This window comes from Nitrososphaerales archaeon (genome assembly GCA_025058425.1).
Classification (GTDB): domain Archaea; phylum Thermoproteota; class Nitrososphaeria; order Nitrososphaerales; family JANXEG01; genus JANXEG01.
Map to the genome: position 1 here is coordinate 22,869 of JANXEG010000003.1, position 20,478 is coordinate 43,346.

The window sequence follows — 20,478 nt, forward strand, 5'->3', positions numbered from 1 at the left end:
ATCATTTAATCGAACTTTAAACCTGTGATACGTTCATAGGCGATGATATATCGCCCTATGGTCTCTTGAATCAAAGATTCGGGGAGTTGGGGCGGTTCTGGTAGCGGCTTCTTATTCTTTACAGCCTCATCCAACTTTGCCTTATAACCGATCTTTATCAACCAGTCTCGGATCGGTTGCTTATCGTAACTCTCTTGAGCCCTACCGACTTCATATTTATCCTTCGGCCAAAGTCTGAACTCATCTGGGCCTATCGAATCTGCTAAGAGTATCTCCCCATCCTTCTTACCGAACTCCAACTTTAAATCGGCCACGATGAACCCAGCCTTATCGGCCTTTTCAGCGATCTTTGAATAGATCATCATACTCTTCTCGACCACTTCCTCATATTCATCTTCATTCAACCATCCCCTCCTCAGTATCTCATCCTTCGTTATAGGAACATCCTTTTCTTCATACTTTGTGGTGGGATCGAATATTGGTTGAGGGAGTTTGGCAGCCAAGACTGGCTCGATAGGTACGGATGCTAAGCCCTCCTTCACCCGCTCGTAGAGGCTACCATACAGATACCCCCTCACTATACATTCGATCGGGATCATATTCAACTTCTTTACAACCATCATATTCTTGCCTATCACCTTCACCATGTGATTCTTCACACCAAGAGTCTTGAACCAGTACTCGGCGAACTTGCATAGTACTTCACCTTTTCTCGGTATCATAGATGGTAGTATTACATCGAATGCGGAGACCCTATCGGTGAAGAAGAATAGAAGCTCATCTTCACTATACTCATATATGTCTTTCACTTTTCCTTTACGGATCAATCTACCTTTGAACTCCATCCTCACACCCTCCTCCTATAAAGGATCAGCTCTTCTTGAAGTTTTTTGTCATGTACTGCGAGTATTTGAATGGCCAAAAGGGCTGCATTCCTACCATTATCTATACCTACACAAGCGACTGGTACACGTGGAGGCATCTGAACTATAGATAGTAAAGAGTCTAATCCACCCAACTTTGCCGAAACGGGGACACCGATCACGGGCTTTGTAGTGAGGGAGGCGATGAATCCGGGGAGAGCGGCGGAGAGTCCGGCTATACCGATGAATACATCGGCATCAGAATTCTTTACATAATTCTCTAGCTCATCATGATTTCTATGAGCAGAGAGAATCTTCGTCTCATATTCTACACTGAACTCCTTTAAAGTCTGCACCACCTCATCTACGATATTTTGATCCGATTTGCTACCCGAAATTACAGCTACCTTCATACCGATTCACCCATCAAGCTCTTCTTCAAAGTAGCTACAGGGTCTACCATGCCGAGACCAGGTAACCAATCGAACCGTCTACCTAATATACCTTTCTCCAACCTATAACGGTAAAGCCTTCTTACACGGTCTGCCACATCCATCCTCCTTGCTAACAATTCTAAAGAACCGATATCGCTCCTGTGAAATAGACCCCAGCCATCACCGAGCCTAATGTAAGCAATGCACCTTTCGATACGTTCACTAGCCTCCTCAAATCGGTCTGATTTGCATAATATCTCACATACCCTAGAACCACCCGTAACTATACTGCCATCATCCTTCAGATCTGCCGATCCCCAGTAAAACTCACAACCCTCATTAACGATCTTCTCTTCATCCACGATTACAGGATGGTTCTTCGCCAGATCTCGAAAATCCGGATAACCCTTAGGTGCTACAGCCTTCACGACAGTTACAGAATCCTCAAATTCGATATTTATGCTGCTTAACCTACCATCGATGATGCCATAACAGATGTCTATCAGATCGGTCTTCAAAGTAGATAGTACATTTAGGGCCTCCGGATCCCCAAACCTTGAGTACATTTCGATGATCGTAGGACCTTCTACTTCGGTGATCATCATCTGCCCAGCTACAACACCATGGTAACACTCACCGACTTCATCTTGAATAGCCTTTACGATCGAATCTACAATCTTTAATGATTCTTCATATTCATCTTTGGTAATAAATGGGAGTGTCATGCCAGGCCCGCTGATCGAGCCCATACCACCAGTCTCCGTACCTATATCAAATTCATGTGCATTTTTGTTATCTTGTACCAAGGGCATACCCTTCACAACCTTACCATCGGTGAAGCACTGTAATGTATATTCAGGCCCCCAAACCTTCTCTTCAACCAGAATTTTATCTTCGATTCCCGAGAAGGACTTCATGTAACTCTCTAACCAACTCGCATGTTGCTTCTTAAACCTCTCCTTCTCATCATGCAGATAAATGTGCCTATCATCCACGACCTTTACACCTCTACCACCAGCCTGTCGGGCGGGTTTTAAAGCGACATTCTGTAACCAAGTTAGGGTCTCGGAGTACTTTTCCAAGTACCGTGAAGCCTCTTCAGCCGTTCGAAAAGTCTTAAACAACAGTTTACCCTTTAAATCATACTTCCATTGTAACCTTCTTAACTCAGCCTTCGACATCTCTATCTTAGCGAGTTTGCTACTCGCACCTATACATGGTATACCATTCTTTTCACATATATCTGGTACACCGTGAAAATTCGGCTCTTCTGGACCCACGAATACAAAATCGACACCCCATCTTAACGCATGTGTGACTACTTTTTCAGGATCGGTAGTTTTACAAAGTGCATATTCACCACCACTCTGCTTACATATCCTTAATATGCCGGGGTTTTGAAGTTCACCCACCCAATAGACTTTAGGTCTATATTTACTCTCAGCGAGCTTCTTCGCTATTATATGCTCCCTTGCACCATTACCCACACCCATTACCTTCAATCTACTTAACCTCCCAATCTACGCCAAAACACTTCATACATAACTCGCTCTCCTTTAAACCGATACACTCCACCAGTTTAGAGATAGGAAGAAAAGAAAAGCTATCGGCACCTATTACATAAGAAATCTCTTCTTCGCTCAAATTCCCGCCGATCAGTTCATCACGGGGCGGGACTTCTGTACCGTAAGGGCACGGTGCTACGAGAGCAGGGCTCCCAATCTTCACATGTACCCTTTTTGCACCCTTCCTCTTCAAATCTAACACAGTACTTTTTAGTGTATTTCCTCTTACAACACTATCATCGATCAATATTACATCTTTATTATCTACGGAGTATCGAACAGGGTTCAACTTCAATTGAACACCGGTAAGCCTTTCCAATTGTGTGGGTCTGATGGCACTTCGAGTATACCTACCAGTCCTAACAAACCCTATCCTCGTGGGTATCCTTGCTTCTTCTGAATACGCCATCGCAAAGGCCAACGCGGTTTCTGGTATGCCTATTACTACATTAGCTTGAATTGGCCTTTCTCTCGCCAAGGCCCTTCCAATATTCTCTCTTACTTTAGAGACGGAGATTCCGTTCAAGTAAGAGTCTAGACGGGCAAGGTAGATATACTCGAAGCTACAGTACTTTCTATTCGGCTCACCACATCGCTCTCTCCTTATACTCAGAGGGTCGAAGATGACGACTTCACCGGGATTCACACTACCGGTATGCTCAGCACCCATCACATCGAGGGCAGCGGTCTCGGAAGCGACTATGCCTATATCGAAACCTATGGCACCGATCTCTAAGGGCTTTACTCCATGAATATCTCTACCACAGATCATTTCTTCATTCTTTGTAAGGACTATGAATGAATAGCCACCATGGACCTCTCTTATGATGCTCTTTGTAGCCTCCAACGTATCTCCACACTTATAGATCATCTGTGAAAGTTTCTCGGAGAATATTTTAAAGGCGGTAACTTTATCCGGATGAAGGTCCGGCTTCCCATCACCTACACAGACGAGCTCGACAGGTTCTTTTACATAGATTACACCATCACCTTTGATCGGTGATGTTTGGCCGATAGCTATATGACCTTCCTTCAGAGATCCAGCCTTCTCTTTGAAGAAATCTTCGACCATCACATCATCGTTGATCGTACTCAATAACCTATCTTTACCGAGGGATGATAACCCCGTAGACTCTTGTCCACGGTGTTGTAATGCATTTAAACCGTAGTAGAGGAAACGGCATGCATTCCAATTTTCTCTACCTTCACCGAATGGGTAAAACCCTATAATACCTGGCATCAAACTTCCAAAGATTGGAATATGCTTATAAATATCTCTATAAATGTGCATTCCTTTCCATCGAGCACGATCTTGATCTGTGAAGTCTTTTAACTCGTATTCAAATCAACGAGAATTTGTTTAAAACCCCTTTCTGGTCTGTAAATTCATGGCGATCAAAGTATTTTCGAGAAGCATAGCAACGGTCATAGGCCCTACTCCTCCGGGGACTGGGGTGATGTACGAAACCTTCTCAATGACGGAGTTAAAATCTACATCACCACACAATTTACCTTCGATACGATTCATACCCACATCTATCACTATCGCACCCTCTTTTACCATATCACTAGTAACTACGAATTCGGGTCTACGACCTACAGCGGTTACCAAAATATCTGCATTTCTCATATGCTCCACAATATTCCGTGTCTTCGTATGGCATATGGTAACTGTAGCATCATCATTTACAAGAAGATGGTAGAGAGGCTTACCGACCAGATTACTCCTATTTACGATGACCGCATTCTTCCCTCTTACTTCTATATTATACTTCTTGAGCAGGGCCATTATACCTTTGGGTGTACAAGGTATTAAATCACCCTTCTTATGGAATAGCTTCCCTAAATTCTCAGGGTGCAGACCATCAACATCCTTTACTGGATCTATCTTCTCAATGACTTTGTATGGATCGATATGTGAAGGTAAAGGCAATTGAACCAATATGCCATGGATATCCTTCGCTTTATTCAAACTCTCTATAAGCCTTAAGATATCATCCTCACTACTCTCCTTAGGAAGGTGGTAATTTTGAGAACGAATTCCCACATCTTCACAACTTTTATGCTTCGCTTTAACGTAAGATATTGAGGCAGGATCATCACCTACGAGTATAGTTGCGAGTGTCGGCCTAATACCATCTTTGATCGATCTGTTAACTTCAATTCTTACCCTCGCCTTGACCTCCTCAGCCAGTGCTTTACCATCCATAATTATTCCGGTCATTCCAGAATCCTCACCCTTCTACCTTCAATCCTTAACTTACCTTCGACGAACAACCTCACCGCTTCAGGGTATAATCTATGTTCCAACTCCAAGATTCTATTCGATAAGCTCTCTACAGTATCGTCCTCCTTTACTGGTACAGACGCCTGTAGAATTATCGGGCCTGCATCCAGATTTTCATCCACAAAGTGCACCGTACAGCCAGATACCTTAACCCCATACTCTAGAGCTTGCTTCTGCGCATGTAGGCCAGGGAATGAAGGGAGTAGAGAGGGATGAATATTCATGATCCTCCATCTGAATTTATTGACGAATTCTTGGCTCAGTATCTTCATATAACCTGCTAAGAGTACTAGGCCATTTTCAGGAGTTACACCGTGCTCAATAAGATGCTTAATGATTTCACGGTCATACTCTACCCTATCTTTAAAACCGACTTCTTCTATAGCTAAAGCTTTCACACCATAAGCCTTTGCAATTTCAAGAGCTCTGGCATCCTTCCTACTGCTGATCACAACCTTTACCTCACAATTCTTAATCCTCCCTTCCTTTACAGCCTTTAAAATCGCCTCCATATTCGAACCTCTACCGGAAACCAAAATTCCGATATTGACTACCATCTTACTTCTTCAACTCCTCTCTACTCCGGAACTTTGGCCTCCCACCTATACAGCTATAATCACCAGTAACACAGGCCAGACATAATTCATCTTTAGGCAGACCGATCCCCTCTACCAAACCATCTATATCATTGTACCCTAACTGATCGACACCGATCCCTGCACCAACAATTTCATTTATTCTATCGATGTCACTCTCTTCACCACATAACTTGTAGGCTAGCAATTCATCTTGGGTTGGGAAGTCTATTCCCATGTAGCAAGGGTAACGAATCGGAGGGAATGTCACAACCATCCTTACTCTACGCGCACCCGCCCGCTTTAACAGTTTGATGATTATCTTAGAGCTTGTACCACGTACGATACTGTCATCTACCATAACGATATCCTTACCTTCCACAACATGGGTAATAGGGATGATCTTCTTTACGATTTCCTCTCTACTCGTTTGGGTAGGTTCGATGAAGCTTCTCATCATACCTCTCTTTCTATAACGATCCTTCATCAACCCCTCTTCGAATGGTATACCACTCACTTCTGAGTAGCCTAGAGCTGCCGGTCGGGCAGAATCGGGTACGGGGATTACTATATCGCCCCAACCACCATACTTCTTCGCTAAGATACGACCGATATTCTTCCGCGCTCTATATACATAAGCACCATCGATACATGAAGATGGATGGGCGAAGTACGTATATTCAAAAGCACAGTGGTAGTGCCTTACGTGCTCCGCAAACCTAAATGATTGAAGACCGTCTTTACTCAACTTTACAACCTCACCCGGCTCCACATCACGAATAAACTCCGCACCGACGGCTATCAATGCACAACTCTCTGAAGATATTATATATGAAGATGAAGGTTCATGCCAACCGATGCATAGAGGTCTGAAACCTCTTGGATCTCTAATCCCATACACTTCACTACGATTATTCAAAATGGCTAAGCAGTATGAACCTAACAGATCCTTCCCCATTTGAACGAAGGACTCCAACCATTCATTTTCTTTTAGAAGTTGATGAAGTCTTAAACCGATCAACTTTGTGTCACTATCGTGACTGTGAACATCGTAGCTCGATTTTAGCATATTTTGAAGGATTTCAAAATTCACGATAGTACCATTTTGAGCGATGGAGAATTTATTACCGATTTGAATAGGTTGGGCATTCTCTAATGTTGTACTCCCTACAGTGGAGTATCGCACATGCCCGATTCCAGCCTTACCAACGATCCTCCTCTTGGTTGTAAGTTTCTCGGGTATCAAACCCAATCTTCGATAAGGCTTATGGCCTTCAATCGCGATGCCCCACGATTCCTGTCCGCGGTGTTGTAATGCCTCTAAACTGGAGAGAATCAAAGGTGTGACATTACTTCCAGAAGATGAATATATGCCGATCACTCCACATTTCTCTCTCAATCAACCTCACCCAGATACCTAGGGAGCGCCTGAGACCAGATATTTTTCAATTCTTTGACCGAAAAGTCAAGGACTTCACGATCGTTCATCTTTAACCTTAACCTGCTCCCATTAACCCTGCCTATCACACCGCACTCTATATTCATATTTGAAGCTAACTGTATAACTTCTCCTACATCTCTACTATCCACTTCTATCAAAAATCTACCATGGGTCTCAGAGAATAGTAATTCATCGAGTCTACAATTAAGCGCAGGTACTTTTGAACAGTCTACTTCGACACCCAAACCGTTCGGAAAGCACATCTCCGCTAACGCTATAGCAAACCCTCCTTTTGAACAATCATGAATAGCTTTGGCCAACCCTCTCCTGATGATTCTACCCATCAATCGATGGAGCCTCTTCTCAAGTCGAAAGTCGACCTTCGGGACTTCACCACCCACCAAATTATGGATATACTCATAATATTCGGAGCCGCCCATTTCTGGCTTGGTCAAGCCCAGCATCACTATCACATCATCAACCATCTTTAAGCCCATATCTATAATATGTTTTGCATCGTCGATCAATCCAATAACCATTACGACTGGTGAAGGTTTGATCGCGGAGCGTGTCACCATATCCTCATTGTAGAAACTCACCTTCCCTCCAACACACGGTATGTGAAGGGCTTTACAGTAATCCGCCATACCACGTACAGATTCGACGAAGGTCCAATACACGTCAGCCTTACCCGGGTCGCCGAATTGGCAATGATCGACCATAGCTATAGGCTTACCTCCTACCGCAATGATATTTCTGCAAGATTCGGCCATACATCCGGCCGCACCATGGTAGGGATCGAGATAGCAATGTTTACTATTGCCATCACTCGTTACAGCCAAAAACTTCCCATTCGGCAATTTAAGGACTGCAGCATCCGCCTGTCCAGGTTTGATGACCGTTCTGATACCGACTTCATGATCGTACTGGCGATAGATCCACTCCCTGCTACAGATATTTGGTGATGAAAGAAGTTTTAAGAAGATTTCATCCAGATCTTTTGGCTCCTGTGGAGGCTCGATACCTTTGCATAATTCAATATATTCAGGCTTCATACTCTTTCGAGGCATAAGGGGTGCCCTTGCTACCATTTCAGCGGGAAGGCGGGCCAGGACCTTCCCCTTCATCTTCACAGTTAAATACTTATCACTCGTTACTTTGCCGATGATCGAGTATGGCACACCATACTTTTCAAAGATTTTACACACCTTCTCTACACCCTCTTCCTTCACAATAAATAACATTCTCTCTTGAGATTCAGATAGCATTATCTCTACAGGATCCATATCAGGTTCACGTAGATGAACTTTATCCAGATATACTTCAACACCACAACCACCCTTCGCTGCGACTTCAGACAGAGCGCATGTCAGACCTCCGCCACCTAGATCCTTTAAACCACTCACATAACCACTCTCGACAACCTCTAACGTCGCATCTATGATCAATTTCTTCATGAATGGATCTGGTACTTGAACTGCTGACCTCTCTTCCTCAGACCTCTCGCTCAAAACCTTCGATGCGAATGTTACACCATGTATACCATCACGACCAGTGCTACCTCCAGCGAGGATTAAGAGGTCATTGGGATGGCGGGCCTCGGCTAAGATTAGATGCTTCCTTAAGCCCACACCTATACAGGCTACATCCACAAGACAATTTCTTTCAAAGGATTCATCGAACTCCACTTCACCAGCTACCGTCGGAACACCGACGCAGTTACCGTAATCCGCAATACCTTTTACTACATTTATGAATAGCCATCGTGAATGCTCACTTCGATCGATCATTCCGAACCTTAATGGATCGATCAGAGCGATCGGGCGAGTACCCATACACAAAATATCCCTTAAGACACCACCTATACCCGTTGCAGCACCGCCGTAGGGATCGATGGCAGAAGGATGGTTATGGCTTTCGATGTGAAGTGTAACGATGTAACCACCACCTACATCTACAACACCCGAATCGTAACCGGGCCCTATCACCACATGCTTACCCTTTGTAGGTAGGAGTTTCAAAACCTTCCTCGATGACTTATAACTTGTATGTTCAGACCACTCTGTATCGATCATGGCCCACTCCAACGAATTGGGCTCTCTGCCCAACATCCTTCTCACTAGCTTTATTTCTTCATCCGTTAAATTCAATTGAAGATTTTCCACAATCGTCAAAATATCGCTATCACCTCATCACGTAATCGATCAAGGATTCGAATATCTTCCTACCATCTTCAGTGCGGTAAGGGCTAAGGATAGTTTGAGAAGCCCTCTCGGGATGGGGCATCATACCCACGACATTGCCTTCACGGTTGCAGATACCAGCGATATTAGCGATCGAACCATTCGGATTCGCTTCCTCACTCACTTTACCCGATTCATCGACGTAACGGAAGACGATCTGATCGTATCTGTGTAACTCTTTAAAGCCTTTTCGTGGTATAAAGTATCTACCCTCATTATGTGCGATGGGTATTCGAAGAATCTCTCCTTTACTTAGCTTGCATGTGAATGGTGTTCTATTCGTTTCCACCTTTATTTTCACCCATTTACATATGAATTTTAAAGAGCTATTCCTTAAGAGCGCACCGGGAAGTAGATTTGCTTCTACCAGGATTTGAAATCCATTACAGATACCGAGTATGGGTACACCTCTCTCAGCCAAATATTTCACATGATTCATGATCGGGCTATGGGCAGCTATAATACCTGCCCTTAGATAATCCCCATAACTGAAGCCACCGGGTAGAATGATCGCATCGTAGGTACGAATATCGTGATCTTCATGCCACACCAGATGTGGCTCGACCTTTGGCATACTCGATAGTACTTCGATCGTATCGAGATCACAGTTACTACCCGGAAAGCGTATCACCGCTACCTTCATTTGACTCTACCACTGACCTTTACTGAGCATCTGTGCGCAGCCGGATTATATAATCTAAGATTGTCACAGAGTTCGGTAACGATCCTCTCCGCTTCCGCTTCACTTTCAGCCTCCACAACCATCTTCAGTAATTTAGCTACACGGACCGACTTTACCATACTATAATGACCTTTTGTTAAGAGTACTCGATGTATGGTCTCGCCTTCTGGGTCCCTTGCCATGGGCTTACCCTCGATCGTCACATAGACAAGAAATTTCTCTTTCATTTATACGTGCTAAGATTTAAGCGTTAACGGATATATTTTAACCCATCTCTCTAATAAATTCTATTATAACCCATATACTCATCTCTTAGATCATAGGTTACGCACCACTTCTATCGTACACTTCTAATGAATTAATATCATCTTCATCATCGTATCACTACACTTTATGAATCGCTCTGCCATAGGTATCTAAGGCCGCTTCCTTTATGGCTTCAGAGAATGTGGGATGGGCATGGTAGGTCGATGAAAGTTGCGCAACGGTAGCGTTCATCTTTAAGGCCAGTACAGCTTCATGGATCAGCTCGGTCGCACCGTGGCCGATGATATGTACACCTAAAATTCGGCCATCCTTCCTATCTGTGATGATCTTCACAAATCCCTCCATTTCGCCTTCAACCACGGCCCTACCACATGCCCGAAATGGAAACTTCCCTATAGCTATATCATAGCCTTTTCTCCTTGCCTCATCCTCGGTAAGGCCGACAGCCCCGACCTCCGGTCTACTAAAGGTGCATCGTGGAATAGCTGTATAATCTATAGAGACATCATTACCCATCGCATTTTCGGCAGCGACTATACCTTCTTCAAAGGCGGTGTATGCGAGAAGGTATTTGCCAACCACATCTCCAGCAGCGTATATCCCTCTTACATTCGTCTCCATATGCTCATTCACCACTATACCATCCTTTGAGAAGATTACGCCCAACTTCTCTAAACCCAAACCCTCCACATTCGGCCTTCTCCCAGAAGCGAGTAAAACAAGATCCCCTTTAACTTCACCTACAGTATTGTTAGAGGTATATCTGACAACCTTCTCCTCACCTTCATCCTTAATCTCAACAACCTTCGCATTCGTATAGATAGATACTCCTAACCTCGTTAGATTCCTATGAAGCTCCATAGAGATTTCAGAGTCTTCGAGTGGAAGTATGCGAGGGAGCATCTCAACGATCGATACTTGGGCGCCGAAGCTTCTCAAGATAGTTGCAAATTCTACACCCATGGACCCTCCACCGATTATCACTACCTTACTAGGAACTCTCTGTAAAGCCAATGCTTCTTCATTGGTGATCACATTCTTACCATCGATTCCGGGTATCGGAGGCTTAAAAGGGCGAGAGCCCGTAGCGACGATTACATTCTTTGCCTTCAATACACACCTTTCGCCATTATCTTGTGATACCATTACTTCTTCTCTATCGATCAACGTACCCGTGCCCTTGAATACTCTAACCCTATTCGCCTCCATCATCAACTCTATACCCCTCCTCAATCTCTTTATGATCAGCTCTTTACTCTTCATGACCTCTTGAAGATCGAGCTTCACACCACTTATCTCTATTCCCATTCTTGCAGCCCTCTGTTTTAATGAAAGAATATCGACTACATTCAAGAGAAACTTCGTCGGTATGCAGCCTTCATTCAAACACACCCCACCGAGCGCCCTCCTTTCGACCAACGCCACACTCCCACCCAACCTTCCCGCCCTTACAGCCGCTGAATAACCAGCCGGCCCTCCACCGATTACGATAATATCAAAGACCTTAGAATCGATACCCATGATTTCCCTATCCTTTACTACACCTGAATTTATAAACTCATAGTTGATGAGCCTAATAGTTGATCATCTGGTTCATCCTTTCTATGAAGAGCGATGCAACCAATTTATATTCACTATTCACACAGATAGGTAAAAAGATTTAAGGATACGAATATGAGATATCTTTAGCTTGTAAAAGCTAAATGGTGCGGGGGTCGAATGCGGGGGTTAATGGTTAAATACCATCCCCAACCCGAGCCAGGTCAAAGCTTGAGCTGGGCGACAAGAGGGGGCAGAAGTAGCCTAGACTCAAGATCTGCTCGCTGAGGCGTTCGTGGGTTCAAATCCCACCCCCCGCACCACTAGGCACATTACGAGAATCTGGAGATACAGCCCAAGCCCACCTCTTTCGAACCTCAATGATTATTAGCTACATTGGCAATATCACCTTCAGAATTGACGAAGATCTATCTTGGCACATCGGGATGGTCGTATAAGGATTGGATAGGTGTCTTCTACCCTTCCGAAGAAGATGTAAGGCTATCTTATTACTCACAATTCTTCGACACCGTTGAAATAGACTCTACCTTTTATTCCTATCCATCGAAGGGTCTGGTCTATGGTTGGTCAAGGGCTACGAAGCAAGGCTTTATCTTCTCTGTAAAGTTACCAAAGTTAATTACCCATAAGAAGATGTTGAATCTTGATGAGAATGTAGAATCGGACCTATACCAGTTTTTGGATCTGATGAAGCCTTTACATATGGCTGGAAAGCTCGGCCCCATCTTGATTCAACTTCCACCCAAGTTTGAAAAGAATTCTGAGAAGTTAGAAGCCTTCTTACGCATACTCCCATCTGAGTTCAAATTCGCCTGTGAATTTCGCCATCGGTCCTGGTGGGTCGATGAGACGTGGAGGTTGCTTGAGGAGTACGGTGTTGCGAATGTTATCTTAGATGGTCCTCACCTCCCCTCTGACCCGATCGTTACGGCCGAATTCGCTTTTATAAGATGGCATGGTAGAGGGAAGAGGCCTTGGTACAACTATCGTTACAAAGTGGAGGAGCTGGGCCCTTGGGTCCCGAAGGTTAAAGGTTTGATCGATCGGGTGAAGGAAGTCTACGGTTATTTTAATAACCACTTTCACGGTTACGCTGTAGCCAACTGCCTCCAGATGTTGGAGATGCTGGGTAAGCTCTCCGATAGGCAGATCGATTTAAAGAAGCGTGTATTAGATTACCTTGATCGTGTAGCGATATCTTTACCAATCACCTTAAATATAGAATCGGCCGGATTGAAGGATCTCCTCCTTATCTTCATGAATGATAGCAGATTGGCACGTATATATGAAATCGATGATCGAGAGGTTTCTAAATTGAGGATCGAGGATGATGTGATAGAAGCGAAGGTGCGCGATTATGAGGTTTTAATAGATTTAAGATCGAAGAGAATTTTGCACAACTGTGGTGATTGGGAGCATCGGCTTGTGAAGAAGGAGTTTTGCAAACATATTGGGAAGGTTATGCTAATCTTGCCTGAAGATAAAGCTATAGCCGTCTTAAGAAGGATCGCTGTAGAGAGAGATGAATGGAGGTTCGATCTATTGGATTGAATGCAAGGGCCAAGGCATATAAAATTTAGAAAGATGAGCTTCGAAGATCTATTCGTAAAGAGCCGAACCTCAAAAATCTATCGAACTCTCGATCCTTATCACATGCTTCGATGGTTAAAACCATCTCATGCTTATTGGTGTTAGATTTGGTGTCAACGGTTAGAGAAAAAATAATTTTTTTCTTGCACATTTGGCACTAAATTTGGCACCAAATCTGACACTGCCTTTTATTATGCTAATAAATCGCCAGGATGGCATCCTATTTCGTCCTATATGCTATAAGAATAAAAACTCGTGAGTCTGGATGTGGTATTTTGATACAATCACATGGTTAAGATCGAGACATGAGCAGATCGAGGATGTTATCGTAAAAGCCCTATGAAGCCCCTATGTTTATAGATTTATAGCTTAGGGCTAAAGCTAATCCATCTTGACAACCTCATTTTTATACAGTCTTATAAGCAAAGATAAAAGTGGGTCTATGCTTAATAATAAAGGGGCTTAGCTTTAGAATGGGTGTAGATATTAGAGATATAGTCAAAGCTACGAGAGTCACACTGGAGCAACTATCGGGGATGGCGATCGCTATAGATGCCTATAATGCCCTCTACCAATTCCTCGCGATTATAAGGGGTGAAGTGGGAGAGCATTTAAGAGATCACGAAGGTAGAGTGACGAGCCACCTAAGTGGCCTATTCTACAGAAATATAAACTTCTTAATGATAGGTATAAAACCGGTCTACATCCTTGATGGCCAACCACCTACGTTAAAGTTCATGGAGATCGAGAGAAGGAAGGCTGTAAAACAACAGGCCGTAATAAAGTATCTTGAGGCCTTATCGAGGAAAGATTATGAAGCTGCGAAGAAGTATGCTCAAGCTACATCGATCATCAAGGATTACATGGTAGAGGATACAAAACGTATTCTCGATTTGATGGGCATACCTTGGATAGAGGCACCTTCTGAAGGTGAGGCTACCGCTGCTTACCTTACTCAAGTAGGTTTGGCATCGGCTACGGCGAGCCAAGACTTCGATAGCCTACTCTTCGGTGCTACACAGCTCATAAGAAATCTTACGATAAGTGGTAGGAGGAAGCTCCCCGGGAAGAAGGAGTATGTGGATATCGAGCCTGAGAAGATCGAACTCGATCGATTGATTAGAGAGTTGGGGATAACAAGAGAGCAGCTGGTCGATATCGGTATCCTTGTGGGCACAGATTACAACCCCGATGGCTTCAAAGGGATCGGGCCTGTGAAGGCCCTAAAGTTAATCAAACATTACGGTAGATTGGAGAATATTCCTGAAATACAAGATGCGTTGAGTAAGATCGATTATGAGGCGATCAGGCAGATCTTTTTAAAGCCGAGTGTGGTGAAACCTTCAAAGTTAGAGTGGAGATCTATAGATACCGATGGTCTGATTCACTTCCTCTGTGATGAAAGAGACTTCTCCAAAACTAGAGTTATGAACGCTCTAGAGAAGTTGAAAGAGGCTCAGAGGAAGAGGTCTGAAAGTTTGGAGCGTTGGTTCGATGGTTGAGCATATCGATTTTGCTGAGTTAAGGAGGAGGATGGTGGAGAATTTAGTAAGAGAGGGTATCATAAGGTCTGATGAAGTCAAAAGGGCGATGCTTACAGTTCCAAGGGAGGAGTTCGTTTGGCCAGATTGTAAGGATAAAGCGTATTGGGATACCCCACTCCCTTTGGGCACAACGGGCCAGACGATCTCTGCCCCTCATATGGTAGCGATTATGTTGGAAGAGTGCGAATTAGGTAGAGGTATGAGAGTATTGGAAATAGGTGCGGGTAGCGGGTACAACGCAGCCCTGATGGCCGAAATCGTCAACCCTAAGGGTAGTAGAGGATCGGGCAAGGTGATAACTGTAGATCGAGTGAAGGAATTGGTAGAATTTGCTAAAATGAATCTTAAAAGAACTGGGTATGATGATCGTGTCGAAGTCTATCTTGCAGATGGTTCGTTAGGCTATCCAGAGGGTTGCGAAGAGGAGCTTTATGACCGAATTATGGTAACGGCATCATCACCTAAGGTACCTAAGATGTTAAAGAAGCAGCTGAAGAAAGGGGGCATACTTTTAATACCAGTAGGCGATCTGTGGGCGCAGAGTCTATTGAAGCTCATGAAGCGTGAAGATGGTAGCTTCGATGAGAAGCACGTATGTGAATGTATATTCGTTCCATTGATAGGTGCAAACGGCTATCCTGAATATTAAACATTTAAATAAATACCTTGATCACCATATACGCAATGGATCGGGATCAGGATCAAGATCTATTAGATTTTTTCAAGATAATCTACAGATTAAAGAAAGAAGTAAGAAAAGGTTGGTTGATTAAAGCTGGTGTTAAGAATCCAGAATCGGTCGCAGATCATGTGTGCTTTACAGCACTTCTCTCGATGATCATAGGTGATATGAGAAATCTTGATACCTTTAAAATGGTGAAGATGGCATTAATACACGATATAGGTGAAGCGTTGATAGGGGATAGGGTTCCTAACGAAATGGAAGGTAAAGATCGAAGAGAGAGCGAGGCCATATTCAAGATCTTCTCTCATCTTCCGAACAGCATCCACAGATCTTACTTGGAGTTATGGAATGATCTGGTAAACTGTAAATCGGAAGAGTCAAGGTTGGTTTGGGAGCTGGATAAGTTCGAGATGGCTTTACAAGCCTGTGAATATTTTAATGAAGGTTACGATTGGGATAAATTGATGGAGTTCTTCACATCTGCAGAGAGGCAAATAAAAGACCCCTTTTTAAAGACCCTACTTGTAAAAGTTAAACCATCACCGTTATCTTGATCGATGGTATTGAAATAAGTGTGAATTAAATTATGATAGAAGCCATCGGGTTCGCTATTTTAAGTGCGATCCTATTCGCTTATGGTACGATCTTCGTCCGGAAAGGCTTAGAAGAGCTCAATTTCTTCTCAGCATCTATAGTAGTCACACTCATCGGTTTTATTATCTATTTGCCACTCATGATTTTACTGGTACCATTAAATCGTATTAATATGGGAGGTATCGTGCTTTTTCTACTTTCGGGTATATTTACTCCAGGCCTTACAAGACTCTTCTACTTTAAAGGTATCGAAAAGCTCGGTGCGGCTATAAATGCACCGATCTTTGCCACACATCCTCTCTTTAGCGCGATACTCGCATTCATCCTTTTAAATGAACAGCCCAGTTACGGGATTTGGCTCGGAATATTCTGTATAATTTGTGGTGGAATAATACTTGAGAAGGTTATGCATAACAATGGAGGTTCAAAGAGGTTTAATAAAATCGATGCACTCTTCCCTCTATCGGCTGCCATAGTGCTGGGATTCGGATATATTTTAAGAAAGACGGGCCTAAATATGTGCAATGAACCGATTGCGGGTGCTACCTTTTCTTACATGGCCTCTTTACTTGTTTATACTCTTTTATTCACCTTATCATCACGTATGAGAAGTTCTGCAATGGTAAACGGGAAAGCACTTCAGAGATTTTGGAAAGCGGGTGTACTTTTTGGTATAGGCTGGGTCTCTACATTTTATGCACTTAGAGTCGGCGATGTCACGATCGTTGCACCATTGGTGAATACCGAACCACTATTCGTAATACTCTTCATTCATCTATTCCTTAGGAAGTTAGAGAGAGTTTCTATCGCGCTTGTGATTGGTGCTCTTTTCATCGTTATAGGGACCACGTTTATAATACTCTACTGATCGAGAGTGATCGATTGAATTTATTTTTAATGATTTTATCAGACCTTATTTGCTTTTTAAATATCAAGTTAGCTTCTTACTCGATCTACCGTATGGACATATGTATACACACAATCCGCACAACCTCTCTCCTAATCTTCTCTCCCTTTCTCTCATATACTCATCACATAAATGTACGTTGAACCTCACTTCTACAGGTTCTGATGGATCGAATGGGACGCCTGTAAATGCCTTAACCGGGCAGATCTTCACACATTCTTCACAATTACCACACCTGCCATTAATCGGTGAGCCAGTTTTAAATGGTGCATCTGTAAGTATTGTTGCGAGCCTAACCCTTGGGCCATACCAAGGTGTGACCAAAAGGCAACTCTTCCCTATCCAACCAAGGCCGGATAGATTCGCCACAAGTTTATGAGAAATCACTCCGATAAGTTTACTATGGTCGATTCTTTGTGAAGCTGGTATCGGATAGGCGTGATAACCGTTCTCTTGAATCTTCTTTGCTAATAAAAGAGTGATATGGTCTAAGCGTGAATTGATCGTATTATAGAGTGCCTTATACGTGAAGATGACGCTCCGGTCTTCATGTCTATATAATTCATCAACGATCGCATCCAATAATCGAATGCCTATCGATACACCCCTTGGAAACTTCCTTAAGTATTCTCCACCCTGTTTACATATGAAGTCCTGCACGGTCGTTAAATCGGCAAAACCGATCAAATCGACCCCGAGCTCTTTCGCCATTCGTTCGAGCTCAGCTTGTAGATTATTCACTCTGATCGCCTATATGATATCGATAATTTTTCGATAAAAGCTTTATTTTATTTAAATTAATGTGAAGTAAGGATGTGGATATGCTTTACGCTATGCTCACTCTTTATCGATGAACTCTTCTGCCCTTGGAGGTTCTGGGCTTAAACCTTTCCTCTTTCTAATCTCTGTAATCAGTTGTGGCATTAAAGATGCGGGTACGGGTGACCATGACTTAAAGTACGTATTCCATAAAGCCTTTCCTGCTGTTGCCCCCCTCATCACTTCGCTCAAGTCGAAGGTTTCTGACGCTGGAATCTCACCCTGAATGATAGCAAGTAGACCCTTCTGTTCTATATTTAATAACTTTCCTCTTTTAGATGAAATTACACCAGCAACAGCGCCTATCAACTCTGATGGGCATCTAACTTCGATCCCCAGTATGGGTTCCAATAGGATCGGTTCGGCAGAAAGTAACGCGCCCAATAGGGCCCTTCGTGTTGCAGGTACCAATTGAGCATAGGTTCTATGTGCAGGGTCTTCATGGGGAACGAAGTGGTATAGTATTGCTTTGATCCCTCTACAATATTCGTAGGCTAATGGACCATTGATCATAATGTCTATGAAACCTGCTCTGATCGAATCTAGTGATTCTTGAAGGAATTGGACACCCTTTGTAGCATCTACCAATATATTTCCTCGTTCATCTATGGCTACTACGTTGCGGGCTTCTTCCGCATCCCAACCATGCTCTCTTAAGATCTTTGCGATCGCCTTTCTATCCATGGCTTCATGAATCTGATTGGTTCTAATGAGCTCGATGATATCCTCTCCTAGAGGCTCTACAACCATGTATACTTTATTATGTCTATTTGGAGACTTTGCCATTACAGGCCCAGCCCTACTTCGAATAGTTTCACGGTAGTTGATCAATGGTTTGGAAGTGATGATTTCTAAGCCCTGTTGATTGAGTAAAGTGGTAACGATTTCTAGATGAAGGACACCCATTCCCGACATCAATGTTTCACCAGTCTCTTCGTTGATCTTCACCACAAGATTGGGATCCTCAATACTCATTCTTCTTAACGCTTCTACAAGTTTGGGCAGATCTCTAGGATTCTTTGGCTCTATAGCTTCCGTAACCACAGGTTCAGAAACGTACTTGATAGATTCGAAGGGTACTACATCTTTTATAGATGATACAGTCTCACCAGCCCTCGCATGCTCGAGGCCAAGGAGTGCCGGAATATTACCCGCGGTCAGAACACCTACGATTTCTCGATACGGCCCCATGAACATAGTAACAGACTGAACCCTCTCCTCCCTCTTTGCACCGATTAGGTAAACTACATCACCATCTCTAACCGTACCTGAGAAGAGCCTGCCCGTTGCTACAACACCAGCTTGAGGGTCTACGACGACATTTGTAACCATCATCACTATCGGTTTATTTTCATCACAATCCAGTAGAGCCTTCCCTATTTCAGAGTTCAAATCACCCTTCCAAATCTTTGGTATACGGTACTTTTGAGCGACATGAGGTGGTGGGAGGTGTTTGATCACCATGCTTAGAACTGCTTCATGTAAGGGAGCCCTTTCAACCAAATCTGCAACCTTTCCTTTCGAATACGCATCGTATATATCACTAAAGCGAATACCGATCTTCTGCGCCATTTCGAAGTTGAATCCCCATCTATCCTTCGCAGAGCCAAAGGCTACGCTACTTCCCTGTATACTCACTAACCATTTATCACGATATTCCGGTTCGGCGTAAATCTTGATCAGACGGTTAAAGTCATTGATGATATTCGCTAGCCATGTTTGCATCTTATCAGGCGTAAGTCTCAATTCTTTCACCAATCGATCGATCTTGTTAATGAATAACACCGGTCGAACCCTTTCTTCCAAGGCCTGTCGAGTAACGGTCTCGGTCTGAGTCATTACACCCTCAACGGCATCGACAACTACTACAGCACCATCTATAGCCCTCAAACTTCGTGTAACCTTACCAGTAAAGTCGATATGTCCAGGGGTATCGATCATATTCATCACATAAGGTTTTCCTTCATATTCATAGTACAGTGTAACATTAGCCGCTTTGATTGTCATCTGCCTTTGTTGCTCCAACTCCATAAAGTCTAAAGCTAACGCTTGGCCAGCTACCGAAGGGCTGAGCATACCACACGCTGCTAAGAGACTATCGCTCATCGTAGTTTATACGGCTGATCAGAAATTTCTGATCAGTTTCCGTGATCTACGTGAGCGATAATCCCAAAGTTCCGTATCTGATCCTTTATACCGATGATCTTCAATACCTCCGCAGTGGTCTTGAACCTTGGCACAGCGTCTTCACCACCTATCGGAAGAAGAATAGGAGGGTTAAGAACCTTTCCCTTACAGATTCACCTTTGCGTATAATTCGAATAGCTGAGTTTTTCGCTTTAATAAATATCTCTCATAAATTTATTTCCTTGTAAAATCATCGGTAAAATTCATAAGTAAGTGATGGACGAAGAAGTTAACA

The 20,478-nt window shown here is 43.4% G+C and carries 18 protein-coding genes and 1 tRNA gene; 6 read left to right on the top strand and 13 right to left on the bottom strand.

Features of this window, described 5'->3' with window-relative positions:
- Positions 1 to 5: 5 nt before the first annotated feature.
- The 11 genes from purC to lpdA form a co-directional block, all read right to left on the bottom strand.
- A complete protein-coding gene (purC, locus tag NZ896_00650; protein MCS7115964.1) occupies positions 6 to 845 on the bottom strand; it encodes a phosphoribosylaminoimidazolesuccinocarboxamide synthase in 840 nt (279 codons plus the stop codon).
- A gap of 2 nt (positions 846 to 847) precedes the next feature.
- Positions 848 to 1,276 (bottom strand): 5-(carboxyamino)imidazole ribonucleotide mutase, encoded by a 429-nt coding sequence (gene purE, locus NZ896_00655; GenBank protein ID MCS7115965.1) that lies wholly within the window; start codon positions 1,274 to 1,276, stop codon positions 848 to 850.
- On the bottom strand, positions 1,273 to 2,790 hold the full coding sequence (gene purD / locus NZ896_00660; GenBank protein MCS7115966.1) for a phosphoribosylamine--glycine ligase: 1,518 nt from the start codon (positions 2,788 to 2,790) through the stop codon (positions 1,273 to 1,275). The genes purE and purD overlap by 4 nt, the downstream gene beginning before the upstream one ends.
- Positions 2,791 to 2,800: 10 nt before the next feature.
- Positions 2,801 to 4,153, bottom strand: a complete 1,353-nt coding sequence (locus NZ896_00665; GenBank protein MCS7115967.1) for an amidophosphoribosyltransferase — start codon at positions 4,151 to 4,153, stop codon at positions 2,801 to 2,803.
- A 69-nt stretch (positions 4,154 to 4,222) separates the two neighbouring features.
- On the bottom strand, positions 4,223 to 5,086 hold the full coding sequence (gene folD, locus NZ896_00670) for a bifunctional methylenetetrahydrofolate dehydrogenase/methenyltetrahydrofolate cyclohydrolase FolD (GenBank protein MCS7115968.1): 864 nt from the start codon (positions 5,084 to 5,086) through the stop codon (positions 4,223 to 4,225).
- Entirely contained in the window at positions 5,083 to 5,706 is a 624-nt protein-coding gene (purN, locus tag NZ896_00675; protein MCS7115969.1) for a phosphoribosylglycinamide formyltransferase, read from the bottom strand. Before purN ends, folD begins: the two co-directional genes overlap by 4 nt.
- A 1-nt stretch (position 5,707) precedes the next feature.
- Positions 5,708 to 7,123, bottom strand: a complete 1,416-nt coding sequence (gene purF, locus NZ896_00680) for an amidophosphoribosyltransferase (protein MCS7115970.1) — start codon at positions 7,121 to 7,123, stop codon at positions 5,708 to 5,710.
- Positions 7,120 to 9,330 (bottom strand): phosphoribosylformylglycinamidine synthase subunit PurL, encoded by a 2,211-nt coding sequence (purL, locus tag NZ896_00685; protein ID MCS7115971.1) that lies wholly within the window; start codon positions 9,328 to 9,330, stop codon positions 7,120 to 7,122. Before purL ends, purF begins: the two co-directional genes overlap by 4 nt.
- A 19-nt stretch (positions 9,331 to 9,349) precedes the next feature.
- Positions 9,350 to 10,051: a phosphoribosylformylglycinamidine synthase I gene (gene purQ / locus NZ896_00690; protein MCS7115972.1), complete on the bottom strand. Its 702-nt coding sequence runs from the start codon at positions 10,049 to 10,051 to the stop codon at positions 9,350 to 9,352.
- Positions 10,048 to 10,317, bottom strand: coding sequence for a phosphoribosylformylglycinamidine synthase subunit PurS (purS, locus tag NZ896_00695; GenBank protein ID MCS7115973.1), 270 nt, complete (start codon positions 10,315 to 10,317; stop codon positions 10,048 to 10,050). The genes purQ and purS overlap by 4 nt, the downstream gene beginning before the upstream one ends.
- Positions 10,318 to 10,474: 157 nt before the next feature.
- A complete protein-coding gene (gene lpdA, locus NZ896_00700) occupies positions 10,475 to 11,878 on the bottom strand; it encodes a dihydrolipoyl dehydrogenase (protein MCS7115974.1) in 1,404 nt (467 codons plus the stop codon).
- Between the two features lie 200 nt (positions 11,879 to 12,078).
- Here lpdA and NZ896_00705 point away from each other — a divergent pair.
- From NZ896_00705 to NZ896_00730, 6 genes are all read left to right on the top strand, one after another.
- Positions 12,079 to 12,219 (top strand) — tRNA-OTHER (locus tag NZ896_00705).
- A gap of 73 nt (positions 12,220 to 12,292) precedes the next feature.
- On the top strand, positions 12,293 to 13,468 hold the full coding sequence (locus tag NZ896_00710) for a DUF72 domain-containing protein (protein ID MCS7115975.1): 1,176 nt from the start codon (positions 12,293 to 12,295) through the stop codon (positions 13,466 to 13,468).
- A gap of 512 nt (positions 13,469 to 13,980) precedes the next feature.
- Complete coding sequence (fen, locus tag NZ896_00715) at positions 13,981 to 15,009, top strand: flap endonuclease-1 (GenBank protein ID MCS7115976.1); 1,029 nt, start codon at positions 13,981 to 13,983, stop codon at positions 15,007 to 15,009.
- Entirely contained in the window at positions 15,002 to 15,700 is a 699-nt protein-coding gene (locus NZ896_00720; GenBank protein ID MCS7115977.1) for a protein-L-isoaspartate(D-aspartate) O-methyltransferase, read from the top strand. The genes fen and NZ896_00720 overlap by 8 nt, the downstream gene beginning before the upstream one ends.
- 35 nt (positions 15,701 to 15,735) lie before the next feature.
- A complete protein-coding gene (locus NZ896_00725; GenBank protein MCS7115978.1) occupies positions 15,736 to 16,290 on the top strand; it encodes an HD domain-containing protein in 555 nt (184 codons plus the stop codon).
- Between the two features lie 32 nt (positions 16,291 to 16,322).
- On the top strand, positions 16,323 to 17,198 hold the full coding sequence (locus NZ896_00730; protein MCS7115979.1) for a DMT family transporter: 876 nt from the start codon (positions 16,323 to 16,325) through the stop codon (positions 17,196 to 17,198).
- 63 nt (positions 17,199 to 17,261) lie between these two features.
- Here the strand turns inward: NZ896_00730 and NZ896_00735 are convergent, their stop codons facing one another.
- Together NZ896_00735 and NZ896_00740 are read right to left on the bottom strand one after the other, a co-directional pair.
- Complete coding sequence (locus NZ896_00735; protein ID MCS7115980.1) at positions 17,262 to 17,978, bottom strand: 4Fe-4S dicluster domain-containing protein; 717 nt, start codon at positions 17,976 to 17,978, stop codon at positions 17,262 to 17,264.
- Between the two features lie 96 nt (positions 17,979 to 18,074).
- Complete coding sequence (locus NZ896_00740; GenBank protein MCS7115981.1) at positions 18,075 to 20,162, bottom strand: elongation factor EF-2; 2,088 nt, start codon at positions 20,160 to 20,162, stop codon at positions 18,075 to 18,077.
- Positions 20,163 to 20,478: the final 316 nt, after the last annotated feature.

Bases quoted from the DNA above. Each gene is read 5' to 3' on its own strand.
- purE (MCS7115965.1), bottom strand. From the start codon at position 1,276: ATGAAGGTAGCTGTAATTTCGGGTAGCAAATCGGATCAAAATATCGTA.
- fen (MCS7115976.1), top strand. From the start codon at position 13,981: ATGGGTGTAGATATTAGAGATATAGTCAAAGCTACGAGAGTCACACTG.
- NZ896_00730 (MCS7115979.1), top strand. From the start codon at position 16,323: ATGATAGAAGCCATCGGGTTCGCTATTTTAAGTGCGATCCTATTCGCT.
- purN (MCS7115969.1), bottom strand. From the start codon at position 5,706: ATGGTAGTCAATATCGGAATTTTGGTTTCCGGTAGAGGTTCGAATATG.
- purC (MCS7115964.1), bottom strand. From the start codon at position 845: ATGGAGTTCAAAGGTAGATTGATCCGTAAAGGAAAAGTGAAAGACATA.
- NZ896_00665 (MCS7115967.1), bottom strand. From the start codon at position 4,153: ATGCACATTTATAGAGATATTTATAAGCATATTCCAATCTTTGGAAGT.
- folD (MCS7115968.1), bottom strand. From the start codon at position 5,086: ATGACCGGAATAATTATGGATGGTAAAGCACTGGCTGAGGAGGTCAAG.
- purD (MCS7115966.1), bottom strand. From the start codon at position 2,790: ATGGGTGTGGGTAATGGTGCAAGGGAGCATATAATAGCGAAGAAGCTC.
- purQ (MCS7115972.1), bottom strand. From the start codon at position 10,051: ATGAAGGTAGCGGTGATACGCTTTCCGGGTAGTAACTGTGATCTCGAT.
- lpdA (MCS7115974.1), bottom strand. From the start codon at position 11,878: ATGGGTATCGATTCTAAGGTCTTTGATATTATCGTAATCGGTGGAGGG.
- NZ896_00720 (MCS7115977.1), top strand. From the start codon at position 15,002: ATGGTTGAGCATATCGATTTTGCTGAGTTAAGGAGGAGGATGGTGGAG.
- NZ896_00725 (MCS7115978.1), top strand. From the start codon at position 15,736: ATGGATCGGGATCAGGATCAAGATCTATTAGATTTTTTCAAGATAATC.
- NZ896_00740 (MCS7115981.1), bottom strand. From the start codon at position 20,162: ATGAGCGATAGTCTCTTAGCAGCGTGTGGTATGCTCAGCCCTTCGGTA.
- purS (MCS7115973.1), bottom strand. From the start codon at position 10,317: ATGAAAGAGAAATTTCTTGTCTATGTGACGATCGAGGGTAAGCCCATG.